Genomic DNA, 23396 nt, shown 5'->3' with positions numbered 1-23396 from the left:
TTTGGTAATCATACTCATTTTTTTATAAGCTCAATCTAGGCTTCGCTATGTACTCCTACACTCCTCAGACCTCTCAGCCTATTCCTCATAAACATCTAGCCGTATGTGGCTCAACCAATAATGAGCTTATGCAAAGCTTGGCGCAGCAGGAGATAGACAGCAGTCAGCCTTACTTACTAACGGCTAGCCAACAAACAGCCGGACGAGGTCAGAGAGCCCGTACTTGGCAATCCCCCATTGGTAATATTTATCTGTCGTTATATCATCCCTTGTCAGTGCCGATATCCGGCTTACTGTCTTTAGTAGTCGGCTTCCATCTCACTCGCCTGCCCATCATTCAACAAATAAACCGTCAACGTCATGCGGCAAATCTTCCTCCTATTGGGGTGAAGTGGGCCAATGATATTGGTTACTATGCTACAAATCATACGATAGAGAAAAACTCTGAGGGTAATAGCTTTAGAAAATTGGCCGGTATTTTAATTGAGCCGGTAGCGGTGGATAACAAAATTACCGGGGTTGTTGTGGGAGTTGGAATAAATATTGAGGCCGCTCCTGTACTAGGCGATGCTACCCAAGAAAGCATGGGGTATCAAGCGGTCAGCTTGACCCAAATTATAGATGAAACTGCTCAAGCCCAAATGACTCTTAATGCTAAAAACGAGAAGGCACAAAATCAGACTGCTCACAACCAAGCTGGGCCATCTACTCTGGACCTTCCTTATCCTAAAGCAGATGATTTATACCTACCTGTTAGCACCACAATTTTACGCGCCATCCATCAATTCACTAGCTTTAAACACCAAGCTTATAGCTTACCGAGCTTCATTGAGGACTATCAATCGGTTAATGTGTTAGCAGGTCGTCAGGTACAAATCACCCAGCAACCTTTGAAGGACATCAATCAATCAGATTTAGAGACTGCAAAACCCGTGGTTTTACAAGGAGAGGTGATGGGTTTAAACGAAGATGGGAGTTTACAGCTTAAAACGGATTTAGAAGATAAGATTGTTAAAATATACACGGGTACCATTCGCATAATCTAAGAGGCTTCATAGGCAGGGACCGATTATTAAAATCGTAAATTAGAAATGGGTTCTATTCATTATCGGCCAGTTGGCAGTGGGCCTCTACTGGCTGATAATACCACTCAATCTGCCTATCAAATCCCACCTCTAACAAGCTGGCCAATATCTTCCCAGTAAGCCCCCAAACCACCTCACCGTCTACTCTCCAGCAGGGTGTCTTGATGTGGACGGTTTGACCTCCCATAGTATAAGGCAACACATAATCACAAGTGGGCTCAGTGATTATCTTCTCAAAATCTCCCCAAAATATTCGGGCAATCTCCCCAAGCTCAGGAACATAAGTCACCGGTGGTTCGACCAGGGCGACAATCGGTCTCACTTCTAGTCCTTTTTTAGAAATCTGGGTGGGCAACTGGCCGATAATTTGTGCCTTACTGGGCGGCAATGCGGTCTCTTCACAGGCTTCACGTAAAGCGGTAACCACATTATTACCATCGCCTGCATCATGCTTTCCTCCGGCGAAAGAAACCTCACCGGCATGACTGCTTAAGTGTGCCGCCCTTCGCGTCAACAATATCTTGGGCTGAGGCTCATTAGTAATAAGTACCAATACCGCGGCATCAGCATTTGGGGTAGTGATCAGATGATCTAATATGGCTTTGACTCGACCAATTTCTCCTTGTCGTTCAAGCTTTTGGCTATCTGTCCTACAATCCGCTACGCTATTTTGAAACATGGCCTGTTGTACTCGCTGCGCCATTTGCCTTAGCTCAGGGTGAGTAATGTACTCCGGCAACACCACAGCCAACTCTTCAAATCGAGGAGAGTGACTATTTTGGTATTTCATTCTTATCGCCGATGTCATTTTAGTAGAGGTTTTCATAATACCTTTTTTATCATTTTCAAATAGTTAACAGACTAAGGTTAGACTAACGTATTGCCTTTAAGTATGCTATCTTGATGACTTGCACGTTTCAGTTCTTTTGTATTATTAATGATATCGAGCGTATCATAATATAGCTATAGCCCACTTACTAAAATTAAAAAATCACAATATACAATAATAAGGACAGCCCTATGGCGTACTGTTTACAATGCGGCCACCAAGCGGAACATAAGATTCCTGATGGAGATAATAAACCCCGCTTGGTTTGTCCCAATTGTCATTATATTCACTACGAAAACCCCAAGGTTATCTGTGGTGCCATCGTCATCCATGAAGACAAAGTACTGCTTTGTCGCCGTGCGATCGAACCTAGATATGGCTATTGGACCTTGCCTGCAGGCTTTATGGAAATCGGCGAAACCATGGCACAAGGGGCAGCGCGTGAGACGGTAGAAGAAGCCGATGCTGTGGCCATCAATCCTCATCTTTATTGCTTGTATGACATTCCGCATATTGGCCAAATTTATGTGCTGTATCTGGCTGAGCTACAGGAAGGTAAATATGATGTCGGTCCCGAAAGTTTAGAGTGTGCATTATTTGAAGAAGCAGATATTCCATGGGATGACATTGCCTTCGAAGCGGTCAAACGTACCTTGAAACATTATTTTAATGACCGTAAAACCACGGATGATCCTGCAAAGTTCCCGATTCATGAAGAGACCATTCCTAAAGATAAGGGTATTAAACGCTATTAGATTAAGTACTCTTGGGTGTTCGCCGCAGTTTCTTTCCACCTTATCTGGACCAAAGTCCCATGCCACTTCCCCTGCGTTATTGCTCAGTACTCTGCTCTATTGAAATCAATAGGGTGTTGAGCATTTTCAAGACAGTAGCTGTAGTTGGCCTCTTTGCAGTCAGTAGCAGCTTGTCTCAAGCTCAACCTAACACTGACCATAAAACCATCTATAAGACTGTGGGTAAATTTGGTGAAATTAAATACTCTCAATTTGCCCCTGAATCAAATACTAAAACAGAAACAATTCAAATGCGAAGTGATGGTAGACCCAGCCAGCCTGGACTTTTTGCTCCGCTTGCTACGGAGCCAAATAAAGTCAGCTCAAAAACGGTCAGCGATTCAACTAGCAACAGCTCAACAAACAATCCCACTGCTACCAAGCCCTCCGACCCCAATGCAGCCACTCCCTCGCAATGCCAAAAGCTCAGAAACAATCTGTCTAATTTACAACTCGGTGGTGAAATCTATGAATCTAAGTCAGATGGCGCACACCGTTATTTAACTCCTTCCGAGGTAGCCGTTAAAGTCGAGAGTACTCAAAAGCTGTTGGCCCAATACTGCCGCTGATAAGCCAACAACGCTCATAAAAATTAGCGCGCTATAAACGACAAGGTCTCGTATTCAGCTAGGCTAGGGTTTGCTGTTTAAATATCTCACCCACTTTTTGTGGCATATCACTGGCTTGCACCGCCCAGGCTCCTTTAATGCGCTGTAAATTATCGCCTGCCATGGCGTGCAACATTACTGCTTGTTGTAAGCTTCGAGTACTTTTGGCTAAAGTAGACTGTGCCAGTAAGCCTGCCGCCAGACCTGATAACACATCCCCCATGCCAGCAGTGGCCATGCCAGGATTGCCTGCTGCACAGACATAGGTTTGCTCATTACTAATTACCAGAGAGCCTGCTCCTTTTAGCAACCAACTGCCTTGATATTTACGCTGCAAGCTGGACACGGCAGCCAGCCTATCTGCTTCAACTTCGCTTGCCTCAGTGTTTAATAGTCTCGCAGCTTCCCCACTATGCGGTGTGTACCAGACTTCATGCAGCTTAGCATGCGCTATTAACTGCTCAATTAGCTGTACATCTTTATCAGCCAGGGTCGCCAAATGATACAAGCCGTCGGCATCAATAATTAAATCCTTACCTTGCTCTACCGCGTGCTGCAGATACTCTTGAAACAAGCGAAGGCTTAACTCATCTCGGCCTAAGCCCATACCTATAGCGATGACCTCACTTTGTTCAATTAACGCTTTTACCGCTTTAGTATTGTGTAAGTCCAAACTCATGGCATTTGGGACACTACCAATCAGACTGCCGTGAAAGGCGGTATGACAGGCTACTGTTAGTTTGCCCACCCCAGTAGCGAAGGCGGTCTTTGCAGATAAAATAGTGGCGCCCCCCATTCCTTGGGAGCCATCGACTTGATTACCGCCTATGATTAAAGCATGGCCGAAGCTGCCTTTATGAGTATTATTTTCACGCTCAATTAAGGGCGTAGCTTGATACTGTAGCCAAGCGACAGGGGTTTGATTAAGAACAGTTGGTATCAGTCGTATATCCACGATTTGACCACAATAATCCATCGCATCTTTGATATGCAGCCCTAGTTTTCGGGCAACTAGACAAAGAGTAAAATCAGATTTAACCGCACTGCCCGAAAAAACCTGTCCGGTGCCAGCCAGCACCCCACTTGGAATGTCGACACTAACGATCGTTAACCTATCTGACCGATAGCGCTTATGCTCATCAATTATAGCAATGGCCTCTGCATAATCATTCGCCGGTGCTCGGTCCAAACCAATACCAAATAAAGCATCGATATATAGATCTGCATCAGTCGTATCGGCTTTATACTGTCCTTCAGCAAAGGGATAAACAACCACTCCGTCTTGTAAGGCTTGATTTTTTGCTAAGGTGGCATCGGCCGTTGATGCTTGCCCTACCTCGATAACAGATACCTTAGCCCCCAACTGATTCAAGTAATGCCCTACCAACCACCCATCACCGCCATTATTGCCACTACCTACCCAGACACAAGCCTTCAATGCCATAGGCTCTACAGCAGGTCTGCCTTGTTCATCGAGTTTAGGATATGCTGTTGCGACAATATTTTGGTTCACCCAATGCGCAATTTGCCAAGCCGCTTGCTGCATTAATGAATAACTCACATTGCCACTATCAAACCACATTTTCTCTATGGCATAGACTTGTTGTGGGGTGTACAAAGCAACGGGCTGTCTATCTTGCTGCTCATTTTCTTGGTCTAGAGTATGACGTAGTGACATCTGTTAATTACTCCTATTATGAGTAGGACCTAGCCAAGAGAAGAGGGTTTTGGCGTAGGTTTTATATTTGTCTAATAATAGCTTATCATACTCCTTTATATAAGCTTCGAGTCCTCTGTCTATGCCAGATTCTACCCCTCCAGATTCATCCGCTTCTCCATCCCTTAACCCCAACCCTTTTAATGATGCTCAAGATGTCAAAAACTGGATACGTGAGCAGGCATTGGCATTAGGGTTTGCTGACTGTGGTTTTATCGGTATCAATCACCCCGTTTTCTCGCAGCAAATGCAAGGGTTACGGGACTGGCTTGCAGCAGGACATTATGGTCAGCTTAACTTCATGGAATTAAACCATGATAAGCGGGCCAATCCTGGTCTATTGGTAGAAGGCTCGCGCACCATTATCTCAGTACGCATGGACTATCTAGAGGCCACTCCCAAACCGCGGTGTATAGAAGACGATCATCGTCCCAATCATGCCATTATTGCTCGCTACGCGCGAGGGCGTGATTATCATAAAACCATGCGTTCGCGTCTAAAACAATTGGCTCAAAAAATTGAAACTATGCTACCGCAGTGGCAACACTTAGATGTTAATGCAGACCAACCTTTTGTGTTTCGGCCTTTTAGTGATTCAGCCCCTATTTTTGAACGTCCCTTAGCTGATGTTGCAGGATTAGGGTGGACGGGCAAACATACCCTATTGCTTAACAAGCAATCCGGCTCATTTTTTGTGTTGGGAGAGTTGTTTTTAAGTCTGGCATTGCCAGATGATAGCCCTGTAACTGCTCACTGTGGCAGCTGCAGTGCCTGTATTGATATCTGCCCTACTAAGGCCATCATTGGCCCCTACAAGCTCAAAGCAGACGCTTGTATCTCCTATTTAACGATTGAGCACGACGGCGTTATTGACGAAAAATATAGAAGGGCGATTGGCAATCGAGTTTTTGGCTGTGATGACTGTCAGTTGATATGCCCTTGGAACCGCTATGCCAAGCTTAGCTCCATCGATGACTTTTTAGCGCGCCATAACTTAGACGACAGCTTGCTTATTGAACTATGGCAGTGGTCAGAACAAATGTTCTTGGATAAAACTCAGGGCAGCCCCATACGCCGGACTGGCTACGTCAATTTCCTACGTAACCTAGCCATAGGCATCGGCAATGCTCCTTACACTGCTGACAATATAACTGCCCTTGAATCGAGATTGGGCACACTTGGCGATATGTTAGATGAGCACATTCGTTGGGCGATTACAGAGCAACAAGCCAAAGCCAATTAAGACCACAATAAAATTAGCTTAAAAAAAGCACCTATCCAAATTAGATAGGTGCTCTTTTATTCTAGCTATTTTTAAGTGCTATCACTTTTAAATGATTTGCCTTAAAAATTATGGCTTAGGAATACGAAGTACTTGGCCTGGATAGATTTTATCTGGGCTAGAAAGCATTGGCTTGTTTGCTTCAAAAATCTTGTTGTACTCATTGGCTGAGCCATAAACTTCCTGAGCAATCTTAGATAAAGAATCACCAGATTTTACAGTGTACATAGTTGACTCAGGAGCATCTTGTTTAATATCGATATTATCGATAACTTTTGCTACGTTCTGAACATTACCAATGGCGATAATTGCCTTTTCGCGATCAGCTTGAGTTTCAGCATTACCGCTGATCTCTGCAGTATCTGTAGTCGCATTGTACTTAACTTTTAGGTTAGTAATGTTAAGATTCTGCTGTTGAATGCGCTTTAATAAAAGGTTAGCAACTGACTGCGCTGATGGCTCACCTGCTGCTGGTGCTTTATTGGCATCTGCCTGTGATTCTGTTTCTTTTTTTGCATCATCACGATGAAAAATCTTGTCGCCGATATCCTTTGCAAAACTAAAAATTCCCATGAATTTCTCCTATAAATTATTGTTGATATATAAGCCACATATAATTTTAATATCTACTATTATTATTCAAAGTAACTTTTACTAAGTTTTGTACCAAGTCTTTTGTTTACGTTAGTAACCCACTTAATAAACAGCTCAATGCATGACTTACTTATAGTTGTTAGTTGTGTTATCCACTTTTTAAGTATACTGATTACCCAGGTTATTTATTACTATACGAATGTAGATAATTGTTAAGTTTTATTGCTTTGCAAATTATCAAACCTTCTCACTACCTGATAAAGCCTTAAATAAAAAAAAGACCATAAATAAATTTATGGTCTTTTTTAAGGCAATCAAAATAAGGCTTAAGATTCAAGTTTTGACTTGATGTAATCTACCGCTTTTTGTACTGTGGTTAACTCATTTGAGTCATCGTCAGGAATAGTGATATCGAAATCATTTTCGAAAGTCATTACCAGCTCTACTACGTCTAAAGAGTCAGCGCCTAAGTCATTGATGAATGAAGAATCATTATTAATATCATCAATATCAACGTCTAGTTGCTCAGCAACTGCCGATTTTACTTTTAATTCAATTTCTTCGCTCATAGGAATCTCCATCCTTATTTTTAGTTTAAAAACGCTTTGTTTAATTTGAAACAATTTTGTAGAACTAAAGTCTAGATTGAAGTCTAAAACACGGCAATGTCAGTCCCAATCTAGCTTTTATTAATTCTGACACAGCCATTAACCAAAATTTTCATTCATTGGATATGGCTTACCTGCTCATTACCTTAATTCAACTTAGGTTCTGTGTACACTTGTTTTCTGTATCTGCTGTGTATAATAGCAAAAGCCATAGACTAATTCTAATAATTTAGCCCATTACATGTACATACCACCATTAACAGGGATCACCGCACCAGTTACATAGCTGGCCTCATCACTGGCTAGATAAGAGACGGCTGCAGCTACGTCTTCTGGCTGCCCTAAACGTCCTACTGGTACTGCATCAAGCATAGAGTTAAGTAAACGCTCATCTAGCTCATCGGTCATGTCTGTCTCAATTAGGCCAGGCGCCACACAATTAACGGTTACTTGTCTTGAGCCAATTTCACGGGCCAAAGTACGGCTGAAGCCTTCTACCCCTGCTTTGGTTGCCGCATAGTTAGCTTGACCAGCATTCCCCATTTCAGCTACTACGGAGGTAATATTAATGATACGACCTTTGCGAGCCTTCATCATGCCTCTCATAGCACGCTTGCTCATGCGATAAATGGCGGTTAAGTTGGTATCTACCACCTTATCCCAGTCTTCATCTTTCATACGAATCAATAAGCCATCTTGTGAGATACCGGCATTATTTACTAGGACCTGGACACTGCCATAAACGCTTTCAATTTCTTCAAACAGCTTTTCAATCTGCTCTTGATTGGTCACATCCAAAACACGACCAATGCCTCCTGCATCATGCAGATACTCATCGATTGACTGTGCCCCTTGAGGGGTGGTCGCCGTTCCAATGACGAAATGGCCTTGCTTAGCAAAACGTTTGGCAATCGCCTTGCCAATACCACGACTGGCTCCCGTCACTAAAGTAATTGTACGACTCATGGCTATTCCTCATTCAACTTCTCAAATAGTTTAGCGAGACGCTCCGGCTTATCAGTAGGATAGGTGATGATGGGGGTCTCTTGTCTTTTTGCCAAGTTACTCAATACCGTGCCAGCTCCACACTCAATAATCATATTGATATGCTTGTCGGCGAACTTCTGCATGGTCTGCGTCCATAGTACAGGATTACTTAGCTGTTCAGTCAATGCCTTTTTAATAGTAGCTATTGTTTTCTCTTGCGCAGCATGCCTATTTTGAATCACAGGAGTCTCAGGCAATTGAAACTCACACTGAGCAAGTTTTTCAGCCAAGGCATCAGTAGCCGGCTGCATTAAGGCACAATGCGAGGGTACGCTGACTTTAAGTGGCACCATTCGCTTACCCATACATTGAATATGTTGGCTAAAAATGTCAACGCCTTCTGTGTTACCTGCCACCACTACTTGACCAGGACTATTGAAATTGGCGGCACTAACAATTGCTCCCTCATTGTTGCTTTCGACTTGCTCACAAACACTGAGGACTTGGCTGTTTTCCAATCCAAGGACAGCCGCCATTTTGGTATCCACCCCTATCACAGCTTGCTGCATATACTGGCCACGATCATGGACCAATTTGATGGCATCTGCAAACTTGAGACAGCCAGCGGCACAAAGAGCACTGTACTCACCTAATGAATGACCTGCAAAATATAAAGGCTCAAACTGTACATTTTCTTTAAGAATACGCCAAATAGCTATACTGGCAGCTAATAAGGCAGGCTGAGTGTTTTCAGTTTTTGCCAGCTCTTCTTCATCCTGACACACTGCCCATAAATCAAAACCTAACGCTTCACTGGCTTCACTAAAAGTTTGCTTTACGATTGGATATTCTTCGCTTAGCTCATTTAGCATACCTACAGTTTGCGAACCTTGGCCAGGGAATACAACCGCGATACGAAGTGGCTTATCTGGTTGACCTTGTTTTCTAACTGCTTGCGACGATTTAAATGACATTTTCAGCCTTCTTGTGCCTAAACATACTCATAAAAAAAGAGCCAAGCGCCACTAATGATATAGAGGTCATTAGTAAGGCTTAGCTCTTGTATTAAACCACAATCATTATGAATGATTGTAACTTAGTCTTCTTGGCTCGCTTTAAACAACTGACGGCCACGGTAGAAACCATCTTTAGTCATGTGATGACGACGATGTTTTTCACCAGTAGTAGCGTCGATGCTTAGCTCAGCAACTTCCATATGGTGGTGTGAACGACGCATATCACGGCGTGAGCGGCTTTTACGACTTTTTTGAACAGCCATGGGTCTTGCTCCTATTCTAAAATATGCTGTATTGATGAGGGCCCTGTATTTTATATAAACTTGGTCATAAAATACAATATGCTCACTTAGCAAAATGAGTTCTCTATTGACCTCAATAAGAGCAACTCTTATTAAAAATCAAATAGGTTTAAAATCTGGGAATAATAAACGAGGGATTATACTCGCTTTAGACAATAAAATAAAGGGGTAATACTTTACCAAGTTTAATCCGCCTAATAAATCGTTATAAAAACCGATTCAAAGCGCGGTTATAACTTTCCTTTTAAAGCTTCTAAAGCTGCAAATGGATTTTCAGGCTCTTCCTCAATAATTTCACCCACTTGCTCAACTGCCATTTCACAATCATCATGTTTGGCAGAAAGCGGGATGTCTAATAAAAGCTCGTCTTCCACTAACTTTTTCAAAGGCAGTAATCTATCCCCTTTCTTGTTCTCTGGCTGATCGGCTAACAACTCTTCTAATAAAAGATAGTCATCTGCCTCATCAACCAAACCTTGCTGATCCTCATATTGTAGCAATATCAGCTCAGCATCATGCGTGATATCGATACTCATAGGCGTCAAACAACGCTGACAGGTCAACCAGATATCGCCAGTAAACTGCATTAACAAAGTAAGCAGCTGACCTCGCTTCATCAGCTCACATCTTAACTCGATGGGAGTGTCTTGATACGCTTCAGGAACGGTATCAACCAGTCTGCTCATCATGCGTGGTGTAATAGTACCAGACCATACATAACCGGCATCTTCCCACTTTTCCAAGTTAACATGGTTGGGTAACTGTTGGGCGCTTTTTTCTGTATTGCTATTGGTTATAGGGTTACTCAATTTAGAATCCGTCAAGTTAGTGGACATATTATCCTGGTTGTATTTTGTCATACTTCTCTCTCATTTAAAACTGATATCGATTTGGCAGCTAACGAAAAGGAGCTGAAGGACTCCTAACCGCCTTTTACCCTGCCAAACCTAGCGTACCTGTCATGGGGCATTTTTTTATTTATGACAATAACTGACGATAACTACTATAGGGTTGTCAGTATTAAATTAATTGATAGAATGGCATATCCTTTAATCTTTTATCTGAGGGCTTGGGGACACAATTACCACCCCTCTGCCTTTTTCTCTGATAGTTACCTAGGAATATCTCATATTCTATGTCTGTTATTTATTTTTCTAAGTTGCCCCTCTTTAAGCTGGCGCATCATCTAACCCATCAAGTTGTGGCGCCTCTGTCTCTACCTAACTCCCCTGACTCCCGTTCTACTTCTCTTGATTTGCAGGCGTTTAGACAACAATGGCAGCAGTTACAACAGCTCACCCCTAATGACCCTAATCAGTCAATACCCTCCTCTGCTGAATCTATAGAGGCCCTTCAAGTGGATTGGCTAATAGACTTATTCAATACTTTGTTTACAGCCAAAAATGTTAGGTTGGTACGCGGAGAAAGTGAACCTGAATACTTTCCAGCTACTGAAACTGCTCCGGCCCGTATTGAATTTGCGCATGGCTTTTTTCAAAGTGCTTTGCATGAAATAAGTCACTGGAGCTTGGCAGGTAAGCATCGCCGTACCCTACCTGACTTTGGCTACTGGTATGCTCCTGATGGGCGTACAGAGGCTCAACAGCAAGCTTTTGAACAAGTTGAAATAAAGCCTCAGGCTATTGAATGCTTATTGAGCCTGATGTGTGGCAGAAACTTCAGAGTTTCTCAAGATAACTTACATGCTGACTTTGACACCAGTCAAAGCACTTTTGAGCAAGACGTTTACAATCAAGCCAAATTCTATATCGATGCACCACAAAACTTACCCACTGATGCAAAAACGCTGTTAACAGTTTTAGCTTTTGTGTGTCATGATACTATAGACAGTTAGAACGATAGAAAACCATGTGATAACACAGTTGCTTGCAGCTACTAACGGGTGTTGAGACCCACTAATACTAATTAATAATAGAAACTATCTAATAATAAAACCGCTTCTAGAATATTGATAAAGCATTAATAAAAGTAAAAACAGGGAGGCATCTTATGCAAACTTTATATATTCATCCAGAAAACCCACAGCCCAGACTAATTAGCCAGGTTGTAGACGCTTTAAATCACGACCAGCTCATTGTTTATCCCACTGACACCAGTTATGCCTTTGGCTGTAAAATCGGCTCCAAGAACGCCATTGAGAAGCTAAGACTGATAAGACAACTTGATGATAAGCATCAGTTCACCCTTTTATGCCGCGACTTAAGCGAGATCGCCACTTATGCCACAGTGGACAACCAACAGTTCAAGCTTTTAAAAGCAGCCACTCCAGCTCCCATAACTTTTATCTTAGATGCCACAAAAGATGTGCCCAAAAAGCTATCTCATCCAAAGAAAAAGACCATAGGTATTAGAGTGCCCTCTAACCCCATCTCTCAAATGATACTTGAAGGCATGGGTGAGCCCATCTTAACCAGCTCTTTAATCCTACCTGACATGCCATTGGCTCTAGATGACCCTTTTGATATCGAAGATAAGCTGGGTAATAATATTGACATCATGATTAATGCAGGGATATTGACTACCAAGCTAACCACCATTGTCGATATGACCACCTTCCCACCAGAACTGATCCGTCAAGGGGCTGGTGATGCAAGTCAGTTGATTGATCCATAGATATCTAGAGCCTCGCTATATAAACCTAATACATAGCTTAAATAGCTAAATTCAACCCAATATAAATGGCGGATTAATTTAATTAATCCGCCATTTAATTTTCTACCGAGGCCACGAGCATTTAAAGTAGACATAAGAAAACCTCAGCAACTGTATAAATCATGAAATACAAAATTTATACCGCTACTGAGGTTTCTTAATACTGATACTAGGTTCAGTAAAATAACTAATAAAAATTAGTCACGGTCTACTAGTTCAACATAGGCCATTGGTGCATTGTCACCATCACGGTTGCCACATTTGATGATACGGATGTATCCACCTGGGCGCGCTTGATAACGTGGTGCTAGTGTACCAAATAACTTACCAACCATATCTTTGTTACGCATACGGCTGAATGCTAAACGGCGGTTAGCAACTGAATCTTCTTTTGCCAAAGTAATTAAAGGCTCAGCTACACGGCGAAGCTCTTTAGCTTTAGGTAATGTTGTTTTGATCAGTTCATGCTCAAACAGAGAGTTTGTCATGTTCTGGAACATTGCCTTACGATGGCTGCCGGTGCGACCCAGCTTAACTCCACTCTTACGATGTCGCATGGTCAAATATCCTTAATAGTTTAACGGCTACGGTAAGAAAAACGGTCATCAACACGTAGATCCGCTGGCGGCCAGTTTTCTAGGCGCATATCCAGTTCAAGACCTTTAGACGCTAATACGTCTTTAATTTCGGTTAATGATTTCTTACCAAGGTTTGGTGTTTTAAGCAGTTCAGTTTCTGAACGCTGAACCAAATCGCCGATATAGTAAATGTTTTCAGCTTTTAAACAGTTGGCTGAGCGAACCGTTAGTTCAAGGTCATCTACTGGGCGTAATAGCACAGGATCAACCTCTTCTTTCTCTTTCACAGGCTCTGGCGCTTCTTCTGCTTCTAAATCTACAAAAATAGAGATTTGTTGCTGCAAAATAGTTGCTGCTTTGCGAATTGCTTCTTCAGGATCGATCGTACCATTGGTTTCTAATTCAATGATTAGACGGTCTAAATCCGTACGCTGTTCAACACGAGCGTTTTCAACTTGGTAAGCCACACGTGAAACTGGGCTAAAGCTAGCATCCAATTTCAAGCGACCAATGGCCTTCGTATCACCATCTTCACGGCGAAGGTTAGCAGGCTCATAACCACGGCCCATAACCACACGTAAGCGCATTTTTAGATGACCACGGTCACCTAGCGTACCTAGAACCAAGTCAGGGTTAACAATATCAACGTTATGTGGCAGTTCGATATCCGCCGCAGTGATAATGCCTGGACCTTTTTTGTCTAGCGTTAAAAACACTTCATTTTGATCGTGCATAGTAATTGCAAGACCTTTTAGATTTAACAATAAATCTAAAACGTCTTCTTGCAGACCTTCAAGGGTTGAATATTCGTGATCTACCCCTTCAATTTCTGCTTCAATTACCGCTGCACCAGGTAACGAAGATAAAAGAATGCGACGAAGGGCATTACCTAAGGTATGCCCAAAGCCGCGTTCTAACGGCTCGAGCGTGACTTTTGCGTTGGTTTCATCAACCGCATCCACATTAATGGCATTAGGGGTCAGAAACTCAGTAGCATTTAGCATCATATTGTCACCTCGATTAGTTAATCAAATTATTGTTAGCGATTATTTAGAATACAATTCAACGATTAAGCTTTCGGTGATTTCTGCAGGTAGATCAATACGATCTGGAGCTTGCTTAAATGTACCTTGCATTTTGCTATGATCAACGTCTAACCACTCAGGGATACCACGTTGGGTAGCAAGTTCAATAGCATTCTTAATACGTAACTGTTCTTTCGCTTTTTCATGAATAGCGATTACATCGCCATCTTGAACTTGGATAGATGGAATGTTCACACGAACAAACTCATCACGACCAGCTTTTTTCAGCATAATCGCACGGTGGCTTACTAACTGACGTGCTTCAGCACGAGTTGAGCCAAAGCCCATACGATATACTACGTTGTCTAAACGACGCTCTAGCATTTGCAATAGGTGTTCACCAGTTGCGCCACGAGCACGGGCAGATTCTTTATAGTAGTTAGCGAATTGACGCTCTAAAACGCCATACATACGCTTAACTTTTTGCTTCTCACGCAACTGTAGCGAGTATTCAGAAGCTTTATTGCGAGTGTTGCCATGTTGGCCAGGTACGCGACCTGCTTTTTTAGTTTTAACGTCATAAGGCTTAACACCTGATTTTAATTGTAAATCAGTACCTTCACGACGCGACAACTTTAATTTTGGACCTATATAACGGGCCATGCTTGTGTCTCCTTGAGTTACGTCTTAATAGTAACTTGTAACGGTAATTTCGTCTTAATACACACACCGTATAATTTGCTATAAATTAAGCAAAAAATACGGTAACAATAGTTTATACGCGACGCTTTTTAGGCGGACGGCAACCGTTGTGTGGGATTGGGGTTACATCAGATATGCTGTTAATTTTATAACCTAATGCACCTAAAGCTCTTACCGCAGACTCACGACCCGGTCCTGGACCTTTAACCAGAACATCGACATTTTTTACACCATAAGTTTCTTGGGCTGCTTTACCAGCAACTTCAGCTGCAACCTGGGCTGCGAATGGTGTAGATTTACGTGAACCACGGAAGCCTTGTCCACCTGAGGTGGCCCAAGCCAATGCATTACCTTGACGATCAGTAATCGTTACAATGGTGTTATTAAAAGACGCATGAATGTGGGCTACGCCCTCGGATACCGAACGACGTGCCGTTTTTTTACGACCACGGGTGTCTTTTGCCATCTTTTAGCTTCCTAAGTTAATTATCTTTTAATTGAACGAATCGGACCCTTACGAGTACGAGCGTTGTTCTTCGTGTTTTGACCTCTTACAGGTAAGTTACGACGATGGCGGATGCCACGGTAACAACCTAAGTCGACCAAACGCTTGATATTCATTGAAACTTCACGACGTAGGTCACCCTCTGTCATGTAGTTACCAACTTCTGCACGGATAGCATCAAGCTGTGCGTCATCTAATTGACTTACTTTTGTAGTAGGTTCGATACCAACTGCTTCTAAGATCTTCTGAGCAGTAGTACGACCAATACCAAAGATATAAGTCAATGAAATCACTGCATGCTTGTTATCCGGGATGTTGACGCCGGCAATACGAGCCATTGATTTCTCTCCAGTTATGAAAAATGAGTCTTTATTATATAAAAATATTTTCAGACTTATGTTTCAGATTTTGCCATTCACTTTATTTTGTGTTTGGTAGTTTGATTTGACACCAAAAAACCAAATAAAAGTAAGTAAACGACGGCAAGTGGCGGATGATAGCTCATCCGCCCTAAATTTTCAAGTTTAATTCGTCATCTGTATTATAAATTACTTTAAAATACAAATCTTAACAATTAACCTTGACGCTGTTTATGACGTGGCTCTGCTTTACAGATAACGTGTACTTTACCTTTACGGCGAACTACTTTACAGCTACCACAAATTTTCTTAACAGATGCTTGAACTTTCATAATTTTCTCCTATTGAACAGATCTATTCAAAAGCTTTAAATATAGGTTAAAACTATCTGATTAGAGTCTGATCATGATACTGATGTGTCATTAAGTGAGCCTGTAGCTGGGAAATGAAATCCATAACCACGACTACCATAATTAAAAGTGATGTACCACCTAGGTGGAATGGTATGCCAAATGAAGACTGTAGTAGCATCGGCATTAAACAGATTGCGGTCATATAAATCGCCCCAATAAAGGTAAGACGGTTTAACACGTGATCTAGATAACGCTGAGTTTGTAAACCAGGTCTAATTCCTGGAATATAAGCCCCACTACGCTTCAAGTTCTCTGCCACTTCTCTTGGGCTAAACACTAGCGCTGTATAGAAGTAACAGAAGAAAATAATCATTGCACCAAATAAAACCAAATATAATGGCTGACCTGGTGCCAGAACCAATGATAGGGTTTGTAAAAATTGCTGCCACGCACTAGGATCGGCAGAGTTACCTACCCATTGTCCTAAACTTGCTGGAAACATCAACAAAGCACTGGCGAAAATAGCTGGGATAACCCCGGCCATATTAATCTTCAAAGGCAAGTGAGATTGTTGATTTGCATAAATTTTACGACCCAGTTGCTGCTTTTGGGCATAGTTTACAGGGATACGACGTTGTGCTCTTTCAATAAACACAATGCCCGCTGTCACTGCAATACCTAATACCGCAAATACCAACAGTACAATCAGACTTTGAGGATCGTTTTTCACCATCTCAAAGGACTGACCTAACATACTAGGTACACTGGCCACAATGCTCGCAAAAATAAGCATTGAAATACCATTGCCCACACCGCGTTCTGTAATTTGCTCACCAAGCCACATCAAGAACATGGCGCCTGCTACAAGGGAGCTTACAGCAGGTATATAAAATGTTAATCCTGAAGACAATGTCAGGTTTTGACTGATTAATCCAGTGCACATAAAAATGGCTTGGATAGATGCCAAAAAGAGAGTCCCCTGCCGCGTATATTTATTCAATTTACGACGACCAGACTCTCCTTCTTTCTTCAAAGCTTCTAATGAAGGCAATACGGCCGACATCATCTGTACGATAATAGAAGCTGAGATATATGGCATGATTCCTAAAGCCATAATAGACATTCTCTCTAACGCACCCCCTGAGAACATGTTGAACATGCTTAAGATGGTGTTTTCGTTACGAGAGAATAGATCTGCTAGGCTAACTGGATTAATACCAGGAACTGGAATATGTGAACCTAAACGGTAAACAACCAGCGCCCCCATCAAAAACAACAAGCGACTCCATAGCTCATCATACTTACGAATAAAGACAAGCGGATTCATCGGAATTGCAGAGGTAGGCACAGATTGCTTCGCCATTTAAATTACTCCTGAGTTTCCTCAACTGTGCCACCAGCAGCTTCAATAGCAGCTTTAGCACCTTTGGTCACTTTAACACCTTTAAATGTATAAGCTTTAGTAATCTCGCCAGATAAAATGATACGCGCACGTTTCATATCACGACGGATAATATTTGCTTCTTTTAAAGTTTCAATGCTTACTACATCGCCATCAATCTTGTTAAGTTCAGAAAGACGTACTTCTGCAGTAGTTAGACCCATTTGACTGGTAAAGCCAAACTTAGGCACACGGCGGTATAAAGGCATTTGACCGCCTTCGAAACCAGCACTGATGCTTGAGCCTGAACGTGACTTCTGACCTTTAACACCACGGCCACCAGTTTTACCTAGGCCAGAACCAATACCACGACCTTTACGAAGTGCGGTTTTTTTGGCGCCTACGGCTGGCGATAATTCGTTTAATTTAAGTCCCATTACGCTTCCTCCACTTTAACCATGTAATTGATGCGATTCACCATTCCACGGGTTGAAGGCGTGTCTTCAACTTCAACTGTATGTCCAATACGGCGTAAACCAAGGCCCATAAGACAAGCTTTATGGCTCTTGAGGCGATGGGCACCAGATTTAATTTGAGTAACTTTCATTTTTTTCATCGTAACTCACCTACTTTAATATCTAAATAATGGTTAGCCCAAGATTTCGTCTACAGATTTACCACGTTTTGCAGCCGCCTTTTCAGGAGACGACATATCACGTAAACCATTGAATGTTGCACGTACTACGTTTGTTGGGTTTGTTGAACCGTAACATTTAGTTAATACGTCTTCTACACCAGCTGATTCTAGTACGGCACGAACTGCACCACCGGCAATTACACCAGTACCTTCGTTAGCTGGCTGCATGTATACTTTACTTGCACCATGACGGGCAACAATTGGATGCTGTAAAGTAACGCCGTCAAGATCAACAGTGATCATGTTGCGCTTAGCAGCTTCAAGTGCTTTTTGGATAGCAGCTGGAACTTCGCGAGCTTTACCACGTCCAAAACCTACACGGCCGTTACCATCACCAACAACAGTTAATGCTGTGAATGAGAAAATACGACCACCTTTTACAACTTTAGATACACGATCAACAGAAACTAATTTTTCTACTAAACCGTCATTTTGCTCTACTTTAGCCATGATTAAAACTCCAATCCATTTTCACGAGCGGCGTCAGCTAATGCTTTAACACGGCCGTGGTATTTGAAACCACTACGGTCAAAAGCAACTTTAGTGATACCAGCAGATTTTCCACGTTCAGCGATAAGTTTACCAACAGCAGTAGCTGCTTCAACGTTACCAGTAGCGCCAGAGCGTAAAGTGCTATCAAGCGTAGATGCTTGTGCCAATACTTCTCCGCCAGTTGGAGAAATGATCTGAGCATAAATATGGCGTGGGGTACGGTTAACAACTAAACGATGCACACCTAGATGACGGATGTGGGCACGTGTTTTCTTAGCTCGACGTAAGCGAGCAGCTCTTTTATCAAACATGTCATTTCACCTTATTTTTTCTTAGCTTCTTTACGAACCACATGCTCGTCACTATAACGGATACCTTTACCTTTATATGGCTCAGGCGGACGATAACCACGGATTTTCGCAGCAGCTTGACCTAATGCCTGCTTATCGTTTGATTTTAAAACGATTTCAGTTTGGCTTGGGGTTTCAGCAGTTACACCTTCTGGAAGTGTATATTCGATTGGGTGAGAGTAACCAACGTTTAAAGTTACTTTGTTACCTGCTACTTGGGCACGGTAACCAACACCAATCAACTGAAGTTTTCTTTCAAAACCTTCAGAAACACCTACTACTAGGTTGTTCACTAATGAACGCATAGTACCAGTGTGCATCCAACCTTCTTTAGAGTCAGAAACAGGTGATAAGATCAGTTGATCATCTTCTTGTTTTAGCTCGACCAAATCATGCAGGTGTAAAGACATAGTACCTTTACTGCCTTTAACTTCAACCTGCTGACCGTTCAAAGTAACACTTACACCCTTAGGCAGTGCTACTGGGGCTTTAGCCACACGAGACATAGGAGTATTCCTTAATAACAGATAAATAACGAATGATTATGAAAAAATTAACAGGCACTAGGCCTGTTAATTTAAATAATCAGCTCTATATTACTTAAGCTTTAAACTATTTTGAGTAACTAGGGGCCTAAATAAAGGCGCCCATTATACCCTATTAATAGAATTTAAAAAAGTTAAATAATACAAAATATGATTTAAGCAACAAATGCGATGATTTCACCACCGATGCCAGCGGCACGAGCAGCACGATCGCTCATAATACCTTTGCTGGTTGAAACAATCGCAACACCTAAACCTTGCTGTACCGATGGGATTGCGTCTTTACCGCGGTATTGACGTAAACCTGGACGGCTGTAGCGTTTAATTACTTCAATAACAGGCTTGCCTTCGAAGTATTTTAATTCGATTTCTAAAGTTGCTTTACCATTGCCTTCTTCAGTTACTTCAGCAGATGCGATGTAACCTTCTTCTACTAATAAGTCAGCAATTGACTTACGTAGCTTTGAGCTTGGCATAGCAACAGAAACCTTACGTGCCATTTGTGCGTTACGGATACGGGTTAGCATATCAGCAACTGTATCTTGCATACTCATAGTATTACTCCCTTACCAACTAGCTTTACGAACGCCTGGAACATCACCTTGCATTACGCGTTCGCGTAAAATGTTACGTGATAAACCAAACTTACGGAAGTAACCATGAGGACGGCCAGTTACACCACAACGGTTACGTAGTCTAACTGGAGACGAGTTACGTGGCAGTGATTGAAGCTCAAGAATGGCGTCCATTCTCTCTTCATCACTTGCGTTCATGTCACTAATGATTGCTTTAAGATTTGCACGCTTCTCAGCATACTTAGCAACCATTTTCTCGCGTTTTAATTCGCGATTAATCATGCTCTTTTTTGCCATAATGCTTTATTCCTATTTGAATGGGAAGCCGAATGCTTTAAGCAGTGCGCGACCCTGCTCGTCATCCTGAGCAGATGTCGTGATAGTGATATCAAGCCCACGAAGGCGATCAATTTTATCATAATCAACTTCTGGGAAAACGATTTGCTCTTTAATACCTAACGAGTAGTTACCACGACCATCGAAAGCTTTTGGTGAAAAGCCACGGAAGTCACGGATACGTGGGATAGCAATAGCAATGAGACGATCTAAAAACTCATACATTTGCTCGCCACGAAGTGTCACTTTACAGCCAATTGGCCATTCTTCACGAATTTTAAAGCCAGCGACAGATTTACGAGCTTTAGTGATTACCGGCTTCTGACCTGCAATTGCAGTCATGTCCGCTACGGCACCTTCTAAAAGCTTCTTGTCTTGTGAAGCACCGCCAACACCCATGTTAAGAGTAATTTTGGTGATCTTTGGTACTTGCATGACGTTTTCCAAGCCTAGTTCTTCTTTGATCTGTTGCTTGTACTGGTCATTGTATAGTGATTTTAATCTAGCCATTGCTATTACACCCTTAGTGTTTTACGCAGTCGCCACTACTTCACCGTTTGAACGATAGACGCGTTGTTTTTTGCCGTCTTCGTCAAACTGATAAGTAATACGATCAGCTTTTTGGGTTTGCGCATTAAAAATTGCGACGTTAGAAATATGTAAAAATGCTTCTTGCTTAACGATACCACCTTCAGCACCAGTTGCCGCATTTGGCTTTTGGTGTTTGGTGACGATGTTAATACCTTCCACTTTGATACGGTCATTTTTTACCGCTAGCACAATGCCTTGTTTGCCTTTATCTTTACCAGCAATAACAATAACACTGTCGCCTTTACGTAATTTAGCCATGGGTTACCTCTACAGTACTTCTGGTGCTAGTGATACAATCTTCATAAATTGATCACCACGTAGTTCACGAGTTACCGGCCCAAAGATACGAGTGGCAATCGGGGCTTTATTCTGGTTAAGCAATACAGCAGCGTTGTCATCAAAACGTAGTACTGAACCATCTGGACGACGTACACCTTTTTTGGTACGTACAACCACAGCATTCATTACATCGCCTTTCTTAACACGACCACGTGGAATTGCTTCTTTAACAGATACTTTAATGATGTCGCCTACAGAGGCATAACGACGATGTGAACCGCCTAGTACCTTAATACACTGTACACGTCGTGCACCACTATTATCTGCAACTTCCAGAATTGTTTCAGTCTGAATCATCGCGTTACTCCAATAATATACAATAGGCAATAACAATACTGGTGAATTTACTTCATGCAATTATAAAAATCACATGAAGTATTCACTAATCTGGTATGTCGCCATAAAGGGGACGTATTTTACCAGTAATTAATGCCAATTGCAATTTGCTTATATTTTTTCCGCTGTTTCCACAACGTCAACTAGTTTCCAAGACTTAGTCTTAGAGATTGGGCGTGTTTCAATGATACGAACCACGTCACCTTCTTTACAGACATTGTTTTCGTCGTGGGCTTTAATTTTTGTAGAACGACGGATCTGTTTGCCATATAGTGGGTGACGAACTTTACGCTCGATTAGCACTGTAATTGACTTATCCATCTTGTTACTGACAACCTTACCAGTAACAATACCTACACCTTCGGTTTGTTGAATATCGTTACTCATTAGGCGCCTCTTTGTTTCTCATTAATCAAAGTCTTAATTTGAGCAATCGCACGGCGATTTGCTTTGACTTCGTGTGTGCTACCTAGTTGACCGGTGGCTTTCGCCATACGAAGACGGAAAGCATCAAGTTGCTTCTCATCTAGTAATCCAGTCAGCTCTTCTACTGATTTGTCTCGTAATTCACTGATCTTCATTACATTATCGTCCGCTTAACAATGGTAGTTTTGAAGGGAAGCTTAGCTGCGGCTAGCGTGAACGCTTCGCGGGCTAACTCTTCTGAAACCCCTTCGATCTCATATAGCATTTTACCTGGTTTGATTTCGCATACCCAGTACTCTACAGGACCTTTACCTTTACCCATACGAACTTCTAATGGTTTGTTGGTAATTGGTTTGTCTGGGAATACACGAATCCAGATTTTACCACCACGCTTAACCTTACGAGTAATAGTACGACGTGCGGCTTCAATTTGGCGAGCAGTCATACGACCACGACCAACTGATTTTAAGCCAAACTGACCAAATGCAACAGTGCTACCACGATGTGCTAAACCCGTGTTACGCCCTTTATGCATTTTACGAAATTTGGTACGTTTTGGTTGTAACATAGCTTAACCTCTATCTGTGTTTGCTCTGTCTGAATTGCGACGGTTTCCACGGCCGCGGCGTTTTGGCGCACGAGTCTTATCTTCTTTAGGAGGATTATAAACGCTATCCATACCATCTAGAATTTCACCACGGAAAATCCATACTTTAACACCGATGGTTCCGTAAGTAGTCTCTGCACGAACTGATGCATAATCGATATCGGCACGTAGAGTGTGTAAAGGTACACGACCTTCACGATACCACTCAGTACGAGCGATCTCAGCACCACCTAAACGACCAGACAGTTCAACTTTAATACCTTGAGCGCCAGAACGCATGCTGTTTTGTACTGCGCGCTTCATAGCACGACGGAACATAACACGACGTTCTAGTTGGCTAGCGATACCTTCAGCAACTAGACGAGCATCTAAATCTGGAGAAGTAATTTCTTCGATATTAACCTGAGCTGGTACGCCCATCATTTTAGTTAATTCTTTCTGTAACTTCTCAATATCTTCGCCTTTCTTACCAATAACGATACCTGGGCGAGCCGTTGAAATTGTGATTTTAGCAGCGCCAGTAGGACGCTCAATCATAATGTGGCTAACCATAGCATTGTCTAACTTCTTACGAAGATAGTCACGTACTTGTAGATCGTTAAGTAGGTATTCAGAATATTGTTTTGGGTCTGCATACCAGTTAGCGTTGTGTTTTTTTACAACACCAAGACGAATTCCGATTGGATGTACTTTTTGTCCCATGA

Annotated in this window: 34 protein-coding genes and 1 pseudogene; 6 read left to right on the top strand and 29 right to left on the bottom strand. The window is 42.2% G+C overall.

Translation table 11 applies throughout. The annotated features are described in order from the left end of the window. Window positions 1–47 precede the first annotated feature (47 nt). Window positions 48–1046, top strand: a complete 999-nt coding sequence (locus B3S92_RS05205; protein WP_296203442.1) for a biotin--[acetyl-CoA-carboxylase] ligase — start codon at window positions 48–50, stop codon at window positions 1044–1046. A gap of 52 nt (window positions 1047–1098) precedes the next feature. On the opposite strand, the gene B3S92_RS05200 is transcribed toward B3S92_RS05205, so the two are convergent. Continuing rightward, on the bottom strand, window positions 1099–1875 hold the full coding sequence (locus B3S92_RS05200; protein WP_296203440.1) for an NUDIX hydrolase: 777 nt from the start codon (window positions 1873–1875) through the stop codon (window positions 1099–1101). A gap of 230 nt (window positions 1876–2105) precedes the next feature. Between B3S92_RS05200 and B3S92_RS05195 the strand changes: the two genes are divergently transcribed. Both B3S92_RS05195 and B3S92_RS05190 read left to right on the top strand, forming a co-directional pair. Beyond that, window positions 2106–2669: an NUDIX hydrolase gene (locus tag B3S92_RS05195; protein WP_296203438.1), complete on the top strand. Its 564-nt coding sequence runs from the start codon at window positions 2106–2108 to the stop codon at window positions 2667–2669. A gap of 59 nt (window positions 2670–2728) precedes the next feature. Beyond that, window positions 2729–3277, top strand: a complete 549-nt coding sequence (locus B3S92_RS05190; protein ID WP_296203436.1) for a DUF4124 domain-containing protein — start codon at window positions 2729–2731, stop codon at window positions 3275–3277. 58 nt (window positions 3278–3335) lie between these two features. Here B3S92_RS05190 and B3S92_RS05185 read toward each other — a convergent pair whose 3' ends face one another. Next, on the bottom strand, window positions 3336–4994 hold the full coding sequence (locus B3S92_RS05185; protein WP_296203434.1) for an NAD(P)H-hydrate dehydratase: 1659 nt from the start codon (window positions 4992–4994) through the stop codon (window positions 3336–3338). 121 nt (window positions 4995–5115) lie between these two features. Between B3S92_RS05185 and queG the strand changes: the two genes are divergently transcribed. Next, the gene (gene queG / locus B3S92_RS05180) at window positions 5116–6276 is read left to right on the top strand and encodes a tRNA epoxyqueuosine(34) reductase QueG (protein WP_296203431.1); all 1161 of its coding nucleotides are present in this window, start codon (window positions 5116–5118) and stop codon (window positions 6274–6276) included. A 108-nt stretch (window positions 6277–6384) separates the two neighbouring features. Here the strand turns inward: queG and lysM are convergent, their stop codons facing one another. The 6 genes from lysM to B3S92_RS05150 form a co-directional block, all read right to left on the bottom strand. Next, the gene (gene lysM, locus B3S92_RS05175; protein ID WP_077451003.1) at window positions 6385–6888 is read right to left on the bottom strand and encodes a peptidoglycan-binding protein LysM; all 504 of its coding nucleotides are present in this window, start codon (window positions 6886–6888) and stop codon (window positions 6385–6387) included. A gap of 347 nt (window positions 6889–7235) precedes the next feature. Beyond that, window positions 7236–7478, bottom strand: coding sequence for an acyl carrier protein (gene acpP / locus B3S92_RS05170; protein ID WP_037031550.1), 243 nt, complete (start codon window positions 7476–7478; stop codon window positions 7236–7238). A 276-nt stretch (window positions 7479–7754) separates the two neighbouring features. Continuing rightward, on the bottom strand, window positions 7755–8489 hold the full coding sequence (gene fabG / locus B3S92_RS05165; RefSeq protein WP_244156567.1) for a 3-oxoacyl-ACP reductase FabG: 735 nt from the start codon (window positions 8487–8489) through the stop codon (window positions 7755–7757). After that, window positions 8486–9478 (bottom strand): ACP S-malonyltransferase, encoded by a 993-nt coding sequence (fabD, locus tag B3S92_RS05160; protein ID WP_296203426.1) that lies wholly within the window; start codon window positions 9476–9478, stop codon window positions 8486–8488. The genes fabG and fabD overlap by 4 nt, the downstream gene beginning before the upstream one ends. A gap of 122 nt (window positions 9479–9600) precedes the next feature. Further along, complete coding sequence (gene rpmF / locus B3S92_RS05155; protein WP_011959737.1) at window positions 9601–9783, bottom strand: 50S ribosomal protein L32; 183 nt, start codon at window positions 9781–9783, stop codon at window positions 9601–9603. Between the two features lie 269 nt (window positions 9784–10052). Then, window positions 10053–10631 (bottom strand): YceD family protein, encoded by a 579-nt coding sequence (locus B3S92_RS05150; RefSeq protein WP_244156566.1) that lies wholly within the window; start codon window positions 10629–10631, stop codon window positions 10053–10055. 326 nt (window positions 10632–10957) lie between these two features. On the opposite strand from B3S92_RS05150, the gene B3S92_RS05145 reads away from it, so the two are divergent. Further along, complete coding sequence (locus B3S92_RS05145; RefSeq protein ID WP_296203421.1) at window positions 10958–11677, top strand: elongation factor P hydroxylase; 720 nt, start codon at window positions 10958–10960, stop codon at window positions 11675–11677. A 155-nt stretch (window positions 11678–11832) separates the two neighbouring features. Next, on the top strand, window positions 11833–12456 hold the full coding sequence (locus B3S92_RS05140) for an L-threonylcarbamoyladenylate synthase (protein ID WP_296203419.1): 624 nt from the start codon (window positions 11833–11835) through the stop codon (window positions 12454–12456). Between the two features lie 236 nt (window positions 12457–12692). Here B3S92_RS05140 and rplQ read toward each other — a convergent pair whose 3' ends face one another. From rplQ to rpsC, 21 genes and pseudogenes are all read right to left on the bottom strand, one after another. Next, on the bottom strand, window positions 12693–13052 hold the full coding sequence (rplQ, locus tag B3S92_RS05135; RefSeq protein ID WP_007394222.1) for a 50S ribosomal protein L17: 360 nt from the start codon (window positions 13050–13052) through the stop codon (window positions 12693–12695). A 20-nt stretch (window positions 13053–13072) separates the two neighbouring features. Further along, a complete protein-coding gene (locus tag B3S92_RS05130) occupies window positions 13073–14080 on the bottom strand; it encodes a DNA-directed RNA polymerase subunit alpha (RefSeq protein ID WP_007394223.1) in 1008 nt (335 codons plus the stop codon). 39 nt (window positions 14081–14119) lie between these two features. After that, window positions 14120–14761 carry a 30S ribosomal protein S4 gene (rpsD, locus tag B3S92_RS05125; RefSeq protein WP_007394224.1) on the bottom strand — a complete coding sequence of 214 codons (642 nt, stop codon included), beginning with the start codon at window positions 14759–14761 and terminating at the stop codon, window positions 14120–14122. Window positions 14762–14873: 112 nt separating this feature from the next. Further along, on the bottom strand, window positions 14874–15266 hold the full coding sequence (gene rpsK, locus B3S92_RS05120) for a 30S ribosomal protein S11 (RefSeq protein WP_007394225.1): 393 nt from the start codon (window positions 15264–15266) through the stop codon (window positions 14874–14876). A gap of 20 nt (window positions 15267–15286) precedes the next feature. Then, window positions 15287–15643 (bottom strand): 30S ribosomal protein S13, encoded by a 357-nt coding sequence (rpsM, locus tag B3S92_RS05115; protein ID WP_028858236.1) that lies wholly within the window; start codon window positions 15641–15643, stop codon window positions 15287–15289. Window positions 15644–15879: 236 nt separating this feature from the next. Continuing rightward, window positions 15880–15996, bottom strand: coding sequence for a 50S ribosomal protein L36 (gene rpmJ, locus B3S92_RS05110; protein WP_007394227.1), 117 nt, complete (start codon window positions 15994–15996; stop codon window positions 15880–15882). 52 nt (window positions 15997–16048) lie between these two features. Beyond that, window positions 16049–17380 carry a preprotein translocase subunit SecY gene (secY, locus tag B3S92_RS05105; RefSeq protein WP_077450873.1) on the bottom strand — a complete coding sequence of 444 codons (1332 nt, stop codon included), beginning with the start codon at window positions 17378–17380 and terminating at the stop codon, window positions 16049–16051. Between the two features lie 5 nt (window positions 17381–17385). Further along, window positions 17386–17835 carry a 50S ribosomal protein L15 gene (rplO, locus tag B3S92_RS05100; protein WP_077450874.1) on the bottom strand — a complete coding sequence of 150 codons (450 nt, stop codon included), beginning with the start codon at window positions 17833–17835 and terminating at the stop codon, window positions 17386–17388. After that, on the bottom strand, window positions 17835–18014 hold the full coding sequence (gene rpmD, locus B3S92_RS05095; protein WP_007394230.1) for a 50S ribosomal protein L30: 180 nt from the start codon (window positions 18012–18014) through the stop codon (window positions 17835–17837). Before rpmD ends, rplO begins: the two co-directional genes overlap by 1 nt. Before the next feature lie 33 nt (window positions 18015–18047). Further along, a complete protein-coding gene (gene rpsE, locus B3S92_RS05090) occupies window positions 18048–18545 on the bottom strand; it encodes a 30S ribosomal protein S5 (protein ID WP_019671650.1) in 498 nt (165 codons plus the stop codon). Between the two features lie 2 nt (window positions 18546–18547). Beyond that, complete coding sequence (gene rplR / locus B3S92_RS05085; RefSeq protein WP_028858239.1) at window positions 18548–18898, bottom strand: 50S ribosomal protein L18; 351 nt, start codon at window positions 18896–18898, stop codon at window positions 18548–18550. An 11-nt stretch (window positions 18899–18909) separates the two neighbouring features. After that, window positions 18910–19443 carry a 50S ribosomal protein L6 gene (rplF, locus tag B3S92_RS05080; RefSeq protein WP_077450875.1) on the bottom strand — a complete coding sequence of 178 codons (534 nt, stop codon included), beginning with the start codon at window positions 19441–19443 and terminating at the stop codon, window positions 18910–18912. A 194-nt stretch (window positions 19444–19637) separates the two neighbouring features. Further along, window positions 19638–20036 carry a 30S ribosomal protein S8 gene (gene rpsH, locus B3S92_RS05075; RefSeq protein WP_296203404.1) on the bottom strand — a complete coding sequence of 133 codons (399 nt, stop codon included), beginning with the start codon at window positions 20034–20036 and terminating at the stop codon, window positions 19638–19640. Between the two features lie 12 nt (window positions 20037–20048). Next, the gene (rpsN, locus tag B3S92_RS05070; protein ID WP_007394235.1) at window positions 20049–20354 is read right to left on the bottom strand and encodes a 30S ribosomal protein S14; all 306 of its coding nucleotides are present in this window, start codon (window positions 20352–20354) and stop codon (window positions 20049–20051) included. A gap of 12 nt (window positions 20355–20366) precedes the next feature. Then, window positions 20367–20903: a 50S ribosomal protein L5 gene (gene rplE, locus B3S92_RS05065; protein WP_019671645.1), complete on the bottom strand. Its 537-nt coding sequence runs from the start codon at window positions 20901–20903 to the stop codon at window positions 20367–20369. Between the two features lie 21 nt (window positions 20904–20924). Further along, window positions 20925–21242: a 50S ribosomal protein L24 gene (rplX, locus tag B3S92_RS05060; RefSeq protein WP_296203394.1), complete on the bottom strand. Its 318-nt coding sequence runs from the start codon at window positions 21240–21242 to the stop codon at window positions 20925–20927. A gap of 9 nt (window positions 21243–21251) precedes the next feature. Next, a complete protein-coding gene (gene rplN, locus B3S92_RS05055) occupies window positions 21252–21620 on the bottom strand; it encodes a 50S ribosomal protein L14 (RefSeq protein ID WP_007394238.1) in 369 nt (122 codons plus the stop codon). A 150-nt stretch (window positions 21621–21770) separates the two neighbouring features. Continuing rightward, window positions 21771–22046 (bottom strand): 30S ribosomal protein S17, encoded by a 276-nt coding sequence (gene rpsQ / locus B3S92_RS05050; protein ID WP_037031557.1) that lies wholly within the window; start codon window positions 22044–22046, stop codon window positions 21771–21773. After that, window positions 22046–22240 carry a 50S ribosomal protein L29 gene (gene rpmC / locus B3S92_RS05045; RefSeq protein ID WP_028858245.1) on the bottom strand — a complete coding sequence of 65 codons (195 nt, stop codon included), beginning with the start codon at window positions 22238–22240 and terminating at the stop codon, window positions 22046–22048. Before rpmC ends, rpsQ begins: the two co-directional genes overlap by 1 nt. Continuing rightward, on the bottom strand, window positions 22240–22653 hold the full coding sequence (rplP, locus tag B3S92_RS05040) for a 50S ribosomal protein L16 (protein WP_011959719.1): 414 nt from the start codon (window positions 22651–22653) through the stop codon (window positions 22240–22242). Before rplP ends, rpmC begins: the two co-directional genes overlap by 1 nt. Then, window positions 22593–23394: pseudogene (gene rpsC / locus B3S92_RS05035) on the bottom strand (30S ribosomal protein S3). The gene rplP and the pseudogene rpsC overlap by 61 nt, the downstream one beginning before the upstream one ends. Window positions 23395–23396: the final 2 nt, after the last annotated feature.

Origin of the sequence: Psychrobacter sp. UBA3962, from assembly GCF_002385225.1 — a bacterium.
GTDB lineage: Bacteria > Pseudomonadota > Gammaproteobacteria > Pseudomonadales > Moraxellaceae > Psychrobacter.
The sequence above is the reverse complement of the archived record's forward strand: the minus strand, read 5'-3'. Positions and strand labels throughout refer to the sequence as shown.

Coding starts and splice junctions, on each gene's coding strand:
- B3S92_RS05205 (WP_296203442.1), top strand. CDS start 48: ATGTACTCCTACACTCCTCAGACCTCTCAGCCTATTCCTCATAAACAT.
- B3S92_RS05200 (WP_296203440.1), bottom strand. CDS start 1,875: ATGAAATACCAAAATAGTCACTCTCCTCGATTTGAAGAGTTGGCTGTG.
- B3S92_RS05195 (WP_296203438.1), top strand. CDS start 2,106: ATGGCGTACTGTTTACAATGCGGCCACCAAGCGGAACATAAGATTCCT.
- B3S92_RS05190 (WP_296203436.1), top strand. CDS start 2,729: ATGCCACTTCCCCTGCGTTATTGCTCAGTACTCTGCTCTATTGAAATC.
- B3S92_RS05185 (WP_296203434.1), bottom strand. CDS start 4,994: ATGTCACTACGTCATACTCTAGACCAAGAAAATGAGCAGCAAGATAGA.
- queG (WP_296203431.1), top strand. CDS start 5,116: ATGCCAGATTCTACCCCTCCAGATTCATCCGCTTCTCCATCCCTTAAC.
- lysM (WP_077451003.1), bottom strand. CDS start 6,888: ATGGGAATTTTTAGTTTTGCAAAGGATATCGGCGACAAGATTTTTCAT.
- acpP (WP_037031550.1), bottom strand. CDS start 7,478: ATGAGCGAAGAAATTGAATTAAAAGTAAAATCGGCAGTTGCTGAGCAA.
- fabD (WP_296203426.1), bottom strand. CDS start 9,478: ATGTCATTTAAATCGTCGCAAGCAGTTAGAAAACAAGGTCAACCAGAT.
- rpmF (WP_011959737.1), bottom strand. CDS start 9,783: ATGGCTGTTCAAAAAAGTCGTAAAAGCCGCTCACGCCGTGATATGCGT.
- B3S92_RS05145 (WP_296203421.1), top strand. CDS start 10,958: ATGTCTGTTATTTATTTTTCTAAGTTGCCCCTCTTTAAGCTGGCGCAT.
- B3S92_RS05140 (WP_296203419.1), top strand. CDS start 11,833: ATGCAAACTTTATATATTCATCCAGAAAACCCACAGCCCAGACTAATT.
- rplQ (WP_007394222.1), bottom strand. CDS start 13,052: ATGCGACATCGTAAGAGTGGAGTTAAGCTGGGTCGCACCGGCAGCCAT.
- B3S92_RS05130 (WP_007394223.1), bottom strand. CDS start 14,080: ATGATGCTAAATGCTACTGAGTTTCTGACCCCTAATGCCATTAATGTG.
- rpsD (WP_007394224.1), bottom strand. CDS start 14,761: ATGGCCCGTTATATAGGTCCAAAATTAAAGTTGTCGCGTCGTGAAGGT.
- rpsK (WP_007394225.1), bottom strand. CDS start 15,266: ATGGCAAAAGACACCCGTGGTCGTAAAAAAACGGCACGTCGTTCGGTA.
- rpsM (WP_028858236.1), bottom strand. CDS start 15,643: ATGGCTCGTATTGCCGGCGTCAACATCCCGGATAACAAGCATGCAGTG.
- rpmJ (WP_007394227.1), bottom strand. CDS start 15,996: ATGAAAGTTCAAGCATCTGTTAAGAAAATTTGTGGTAGCTGTAAAGTA.
- secY (WP_077450873.1), bottom strand. CDS start 17,380: ATGGCGAAGCAATCTGTGCCTACCTCTGCAATTCCGATGAATCCGCTT.
- rplO (WP_077450874.1), bottom strand. CDS start 17,835: ATGGGACTTAAATTAAACGAATTATCGCCAGCCGTAGGCGCCAAAAAA.
- rpmD (WP_007394230.1), bottom strand. CDS start 18,014: ATGAAAAAAATGAAAGTTACTCAAATTAAATCTGGTGCCCATCGCCTC.
- rpsE (WP_019671650.1), bottom strand. CDS start 18,545: ATGGCTAAAGTAGAGCAAAATGACGGTTTAGTAGAAAAATTAGTTTCT.
- rplR (WP_028858239.1), bottom strand. CDS start 18,898: ATGTTTGATAAAAGAGCTGCTCGCTTACGTCGAGCTAAGAAAACACGT.
- rplF (WP_077450875.1), bottom strand. CDS start 19,443: ATGTCTCGTGTGGCTAAAGCCCCAGTAGCACTGCCTAAGGGTGTAAGT.
- rpsH (WP_296203404.1), bottom strand. CDS start 20,036: ATGAGTATGCAAGATACAGTTGCTGATATGCTAACCCGTATCCGTAAC.
- rpsN (WP_007394235.1), bottom strand. CDS start 20,354: ATGGCAAAAAAGAGCATGATTAATCGCGAATTAAAACGCGAGAAAATG.
- rplE (WP_019671645.1), bottom strand. CDS start 20,903: ATGGCTAGATTAAAATCACTATACAATGACCAGTACAAGCAACAGATC.
- rplX (WP_296203394.1), bottom strand. CDS start 21,242: ATGGCTAAATTACGTAAAGGCGACAGTGTTATTGTTATTGCTGGTAAA.
- rplN (WP_007394238.1), bottom strand. CDS start 21,620: ATGATTCAGACTGAAACAATTCTGGAAGTTGCAGATAATAGTGGTGCA.
- rpsQ (WP_037031557.1), bottom strand. CDS start 22,046: ATGAGTAACGATATTCAACAAACCGAAGGTGTAGGTATTGTTACTGGT.
- rpmC (WP_028858245.1), bottom strand. CDS start 22,240: ATGAAGATCAGTGAATTACGAGACAAATCAGTAGAAGAGCTGACTGGA.
- rplP (WP_011959719.1), bottom strand. CDS start 22,653: ATGTTACAACCAAAACGTACCAAATTTCGTAAAATGCATAAAGGGCGT.